Consider the following 5,302-nt stretch of genomic DNA (forward strand, 5'->3'; position numbering starts at 1 on the left):
GTTGGAAACATCCGACGTCACGTCGGTGGTGTCGCTCAATGGATTCCTTCCCTCGATAGGCCGGGGCGGGAGCGGTTAGAGGCCGGAGAGGCGTTGGCCGGCGCGGACTACGGCCATGGCGTGGCGTTCGCCGGGGCGGCGGCCCAGGCGCTCGATCGGGCCGGAGATGCTGATGGCGGCGATGACCCGGCCGGTGCGGTCGCGGATCGGGGCCGAGACGCTCGCCACACCGGCCTCCCGCTCGGCGACGCTCTGCGCCCAGCCCCGGCGGCGTACCTCGGCGAGGGTGCGGCCGGTGAACTTCGACCGGGGCAGCAGCGGCATGACCGCCTCGGGCGGCTCCCAGGCGAGCAGGATCTGTGCCGCCGAGCCGGCCGTCATGGGCAGCACCGAGCCGACCGGCACGGTGTCCCGCAGGCCGCTGGCCCGCTCGGCCGCGGCCACGCAGATCCGCTCGTCGGCGCGGCGCAGGTAGAGCTGGGCGCTCTCCCCGGTGGCGTCGCGCAGTGCGGCCAGCAGCGGCTCGGCCGCGGTCAGCAGCACGTCCGGCGCGGCGTTGGCCAGCTCGCCGAGCCGGGGGCCCGGGCGCCAGCGGCCCTGGGTGTCCCGGACCAGCATCCGGTGGATCTCCAGCGCCTGTGCCAGCCGGTGCGCGGTGGCCCGGGGCAGCTTGGTGCGTTCAACGAGTTCGGCCAGGCTGGCGCCGTCGACACAGGCGGCCAGGATGACCACCGCCTTGTCGAGAACGCCGACACCGCTCATACTGTGTCCCACAAGCCGAAATTTACCTCCCAGAATTTAGGATGTCCAGATGGTGGGAGTCACTCAACCGAGGACCCTGGCCGAGAAGGTCTGGGACGCGCACGTCGTCCGCTCCGCCGCCGGCGAGCCGGACCTGCTCTTCATCGACCTGCACCTGCTCCACGAGGTCACGAGCCCGCAGGCGTTCGACGGGCTGCGCCTGGCCGGCCGCGGGGTCCGCCGCACCGATCTGACGATCGCGACCGAGGACCACAACACGCCGACCGGATACGACGACCCGGCCTTCCGCGCCCGGCGCGGTGACCTGCTCACGATCGCGGACCCCACCTCCCGCACCCAGATCGAGACGCTGCGCCGCAACTGCGCCGAGTTCGGCGTACGGCTGCACCCGCTGGGCGACGAGAACCAGGGCATCGTGCACGTCATCGGCCCCCAGCTCGGCCTCACCCAGCCGGGCATGACGATCGTCTGCGGCGACTCGCACACCGCCACCCACGGCGCGTTCGGGGCGCTCGCCTTCGGCATCGGCACCAGTGAGGTCGAGCACGTGCTGGCCACCCAGACGCTGCCGCAGGCCCGCCCGAAGACCATGGCGGTCAACGTCGTGGGTGACCTCGCCCCGGGCGTCACCGCCAAGGACCTGGTGCTCGCCCTGATCGCCCAGGTGGGCACCGGCGGCGGGCGCGGTCACATCGTCGAGTACCGCGGCGAGGCCATCCGCAACCTCTCCATGGAGGGCCGGATGACCATCGCCAACATGTCCATCGAGTGGGGCGCCAAGGCCGGCATGATCGCGCCGGACGAGACGACCTTCGCGTACCTGAAGGGGCGGCCCCACGCGCCGCAGGGGGCCGACTGGGACGCGGCGGTGGCCCACTGGCGGACGCTGCCCACCGACGAGGGGGCGACCTTCGACACCGAGGTGACCCTGGACGCCGGCCGGATCACCCCGTTCGTCACCTGGGGCACCAACCCGGGTCAGGGCGTGCCGCTGGGCGCGGCCGTGCCGGACCCGGAGGAGTTCGTCACCGAGCCGGAGCGGGTCGCCGCCCGCCGGGCCCTGGAGTACATGGACCTCACCCCCGGCACCGCGCTGCGTGACCTCGCCGTGGACGTGGTCTTCGTCGGCTCCTGCACCAACGGCCGGCTGGAGGACCTGCGCGCCGCCGCCGACGTGCTGCGCGGGCACCAGGTCGCCGACGGCGTACGCATGCTGGTGGTGCCCGGGTCGGCCGCGGTCCGCGAGGCGGCCGAGGCGGAGGGGCTGGACAAGGTCTTCACCGACGCCGGCGCCGAGTGGCGCTTCGCCGGCTGCTCCATGTGTCTGGGCATGAACCCGGACACGCTGAAGCCGGGCGAGCGCTCCGCCTCGACCTCCAACCGCAACTTCGAGGGCCGCCAGGGCCGGGGCGGGCGTACCCACCTGGTGTCCCCGCCGGTCGCCGCCGCCACCGCCGTGGTCGGCCGGCTGGCCGCCCCCGCCGACCTGTAGAAGGGCAGCCGAGAGATGGACAAGTTCACCACCCACACCGGCACCGCCGTGCCGCTGCGCCGATCCAACGTGGACACCGATCAGATCATCCCCGCCGTGTACCTCAAGCGGGTGACCCGGACCGGTTTCGCGGACGGTCTGTTCAACGCGTGGCGGGAGGACCCGTCATTCGTACTGAACGATCCCGCCCATTCGGGTGCGTCGATTCTCATCGCCGGCCCCGAGTTCGGCACCGGATCCTCCCGGGAGCACGCCGTCTGGGCGCTGCGGGACTGGGGCTTCCGGGCTGTGATCGCGCCGCGCTTCGGCGACATCTTCCGCGGCAACGCGCTCAAGGAAGGTCTCCTTCCGGTCGAGCTGGAATTGAAAGCCGTCGAAGAACTGTGGGATCTCGTCGAATCCGAGCCGACCACCCCGATCACGGTCGACCTCGCCGCCCGCCAGGTCCACGCCGGGGATGCCACCTGGGCGTTCCCGCTGGACGACCACAGCCGTTGGCGGCTGATGGAGGGCTTGGATGACATTGGACTCACCCTCCGGCACGAGGCCGAGATCAGCGCCTACGAGGCGTCCAGGCCGTCGTTCCTGCCCTCGGTCGCCTGACCGCAGATAGCTTTTCGCCCCCACCGGCCCGGCCGGTGGGGGCGAATCCGTTACGACACAAGGGCTTTTTTCCACCGAATGTTTGTGTCCAGGCAGCACAGGGCATACCGTGCGCGCAGAATGGCTCGCGTCGAGTCAGTTGCACAATCGGGAGGAAGTCGTGAACAAGGCCGAGCTCATCGAGGCGCTCGCCGTTCGCCTGGGGGACCGGAAGACGGCGACGGCCGCGCTCGACGCGGTTCTCGCTGAGGTCCAGGCGGCGGTCACCAAGGGCGAGAAGGTGGCGATCACCGGTTTCGGAGCGTTCGAAAAGCGTGTCCGGGGCGCCCGAACAGCGCGCAACCCGCGGACCGGCGAGGCGGTGAAGGTCAAGAAGACCTCCGTCCCGACCTTCCGTGCGGGCGCGGGCTTCAAGGAGATGGTGGCCAGCGGCAAGGTGCCGAAGGCCACGGCCGCCGCCAGGAAGACCACCGCGGCCGCCGCCGCCAAGACCACCGGCGCGAAGGCGGCCGGAGCCAAGGCGACCGCGGCGAAGAAGACCACGGCGGCCGGTGCCGCCAAGAAGACCACGGCGGCGAAGGCGACCAAGACCACCGCCGCGACCAAGAAGGCCGCGCCGGCGAAGAAGGCCGCGACCAAGACGACCGCGGCGAAGAAGACCACCGCGGCGACGAAGACCACCGCGGCCAAGAAGACGACGGCGGCCAAGAAGACGACGGCGGCCAAGAAGGCGCCGGCGAAGAAGGCTCCGGCCAAGAAGGCCGCCACCCGGCGCTGACCGCACGGCCGTAAAGGGCGCTCACCGTTCGCGGTGAGCGCCTTTTCGTGGGTACGCGTTGACCCGCCGTCCCGTGGGCCCGCAGAATCCTCGTGCCGAAAACCCCCGTCGGTCACGAGAAGAGGGGCGCCCGTGCGCCACCGTCACCTCCCCACCGCCGCGCTCGCCCTGGGCGTCGTGGTCCTGCTCGACGTGCTCCGGGTGTGGCTGCCGTCGATCATCACCGTCTTCGGCCGGGCGGCCGAGACCCCGGCCGAACTCCTCGGCGCCTTCGCCCTCGGCTGGTTCGTGCTCGCCCTCGGCGCACCTGTCCTGGTCCGCCGCCTCGGTGCGCGCCCGGTGGGGCTGGTCGCGGCCGGCGCGCTGGCCGCCGTCCGGCTCGCCCTGACCGCCGCACCCGGCGGTCGGGTCCAGCTCTGGCTGGCCTGCGCCGGCCTGCTCGCCGGCCTCGTCTGGCTCGCCGCGACCGCCGCGACGGTCGCCCGGCCGGTGCCGGGGCTGGCGATCGGCCTGGCCGGGTCCGCCGTCGGGCACGCCCTGCTCGGCACCGAGGACCTGGTCTGGCGGGGCGGCGCGCTCGGGTGGACGGTGAGCATCCTGCTGGTCGGCGCCTTCCTCGCCGCGCAGGCGACGTCGTGGCCGCTGGCCGTGTTCCGCCACCCGGAAAGGCCGGCGGCCGCCCCGCCATCCGAAGCCGCCGAAGTCCCCGGCTTCGCTGGATCGGCGAGCCCTGCCGCATCGGCCGCTCCTGCCGCGTCGTCCGGCCCCACCGGTCATGTCGGCTCGGCGTTCCGGCCGGGTAGGGGAGCGGAACGGCTGGCCTGGTTGCTGGTGGGCCCGGTGCTGCTGCTCGCCGGTCAGCTGGCGCTCGCCCCGGCGGTGTGGGACGCGGCCGCCTCGTACCAGCACGGATCGGCGGATCTGGCCGGCCTGGGGCTGCCTCCGGCCCACCTGGCGGCGGTGCCCGAGTTGGCGATCGGCCTGTTCCTGGTGGCGGTGCTCGTCCGGCCGCCCCGGCCGGTGGCCCGGCTGCTCTGGCCGGTGGCGCTGGTGGCCGGCGCGGGGCTGTTCGCCTCCGACCGGGCCGGCTGGCTGGCTGCGGCGGTCGTGCTGACCGCCGGCGGTCTGGGCGGCTGCCTCGCCCTCGTCGACACCGTCGCCGATGGCGGGAACACGCTGGCCCGTCGCCGGTCTGGCAAGGCGCTCGTCCGCGCGACGACCAGCCCGGGCAACGACCGCGACCCGGCCATGCCCCCGGGCTCCGCCGCAACGTCCCCTGATCGCACCACGGCCCCGGAATCCGCCACGGCCTTGAAATCCCCCACGGCCCTGGAGCCCGCCACGGCCCCCGGCTCCGTCGCAGGCGCAGGTGCTGTCGCGGCGACCGGTCCAGGCGAGGGTGGGGGTTTCGGCGAGCCGACAGAGCCGGACCCCGGCGGCGGGGACGGCGGCCGGCGGCGTGGATTCGCCGTCGTCGGCGGGATGGTGGGCTTCGCGGTCGGGGCGGTGGCGTACTACGCCGCCTACGACCTGGGCTACCCCAACGGCTGGGTGCCGGTGCTGGCGGCGCTCGCCGTCGCCGCCGCGGCCGTGGTCGCCCCGCCGGGCGCCGCCCGCCTGTTCCGCCCGCCCGCGCCCCTGCGCGTCCGCCAGGCGGCCACCGCCTC

5 protein-coding genes are annotated in these 5,302 nt (G+C 73.5%); 4 read left to right on the top strand and 1 reads right to left on the bottom strand.

What is annotated here, in order from left to right:
* Window positions 1-75: 75 nt before the first annotated feature.
* Window positions 76-762 carry an IclR family transcriptional regulator gene (locus tag ACW0Q9_RS28915; RefSeq protein WP_013284529.1) on the bottom strand — a complete coding sequence of 229 codons (687 nt, stop codon included), beginning with the start codon at window positions 760-762 and terminating at the stop codon, window positions 76-78.
* 49 nt (window positions 763-811) lie between these two features.
* Between ACW0Q9_RS28915 and leuC the strand changes: the two genes are divergently transcribed.
* The 4 genes from leuC to ACW0Q9_RS28935 all read left to right on the top strand — a co-directional run.
* Window positions 812-2,254, top strand: a complete 1,443-nt coding sequence (leuC, locus tag ACW0Q9_RS28920) for a 3-isopropylmalate dehydratase large subunit (protein WP_456186677.1) — start codon at window positions 812-814, stop codon at window positions 2,252-2,254.
* A 15-nt stretch (window positions 2,255-2,269) separates the two neighbouring features.
* Window positions 2,270-2,857, top strand: coding sequence for a 3-isopropylmalate dehydratase small subunit (gene leuD, locus ACW0Q9_RS28925; RefSeq protein ID WP_313722624.1), 588 nt, complete (start codon window positions 2,270-2,272; stop codon window positions 2,855-2,857).
* 160 nt (window positions 2,858-3,017) lie between these two features.
* Window positions 3,018-3,635 carry an HU family DNA-binding protein gene (locus ACW0Q9_RS28930; RefSeq protein WP_456186679.1) on the top strand — a complete coding sequence of 206 codons (618 nt, stop codon included), beginning with the start codon at window positions 3,018-3,020 and terminating at the stop codon, window positions 3,633-3,635.
* A gap of 132 nt (window positions 3,636-3,767) precedes the next feature.
* On the top strand, window positions 3,768-5,302 hold a 1,535-nt coding region (locus ACW0Q9_RS28935; protein WP_456186681.1), incomplete at its 3' end, for a hypothetical protein.

The organism is Micromonospora sp. I033, from assembly GCF_053890995.1.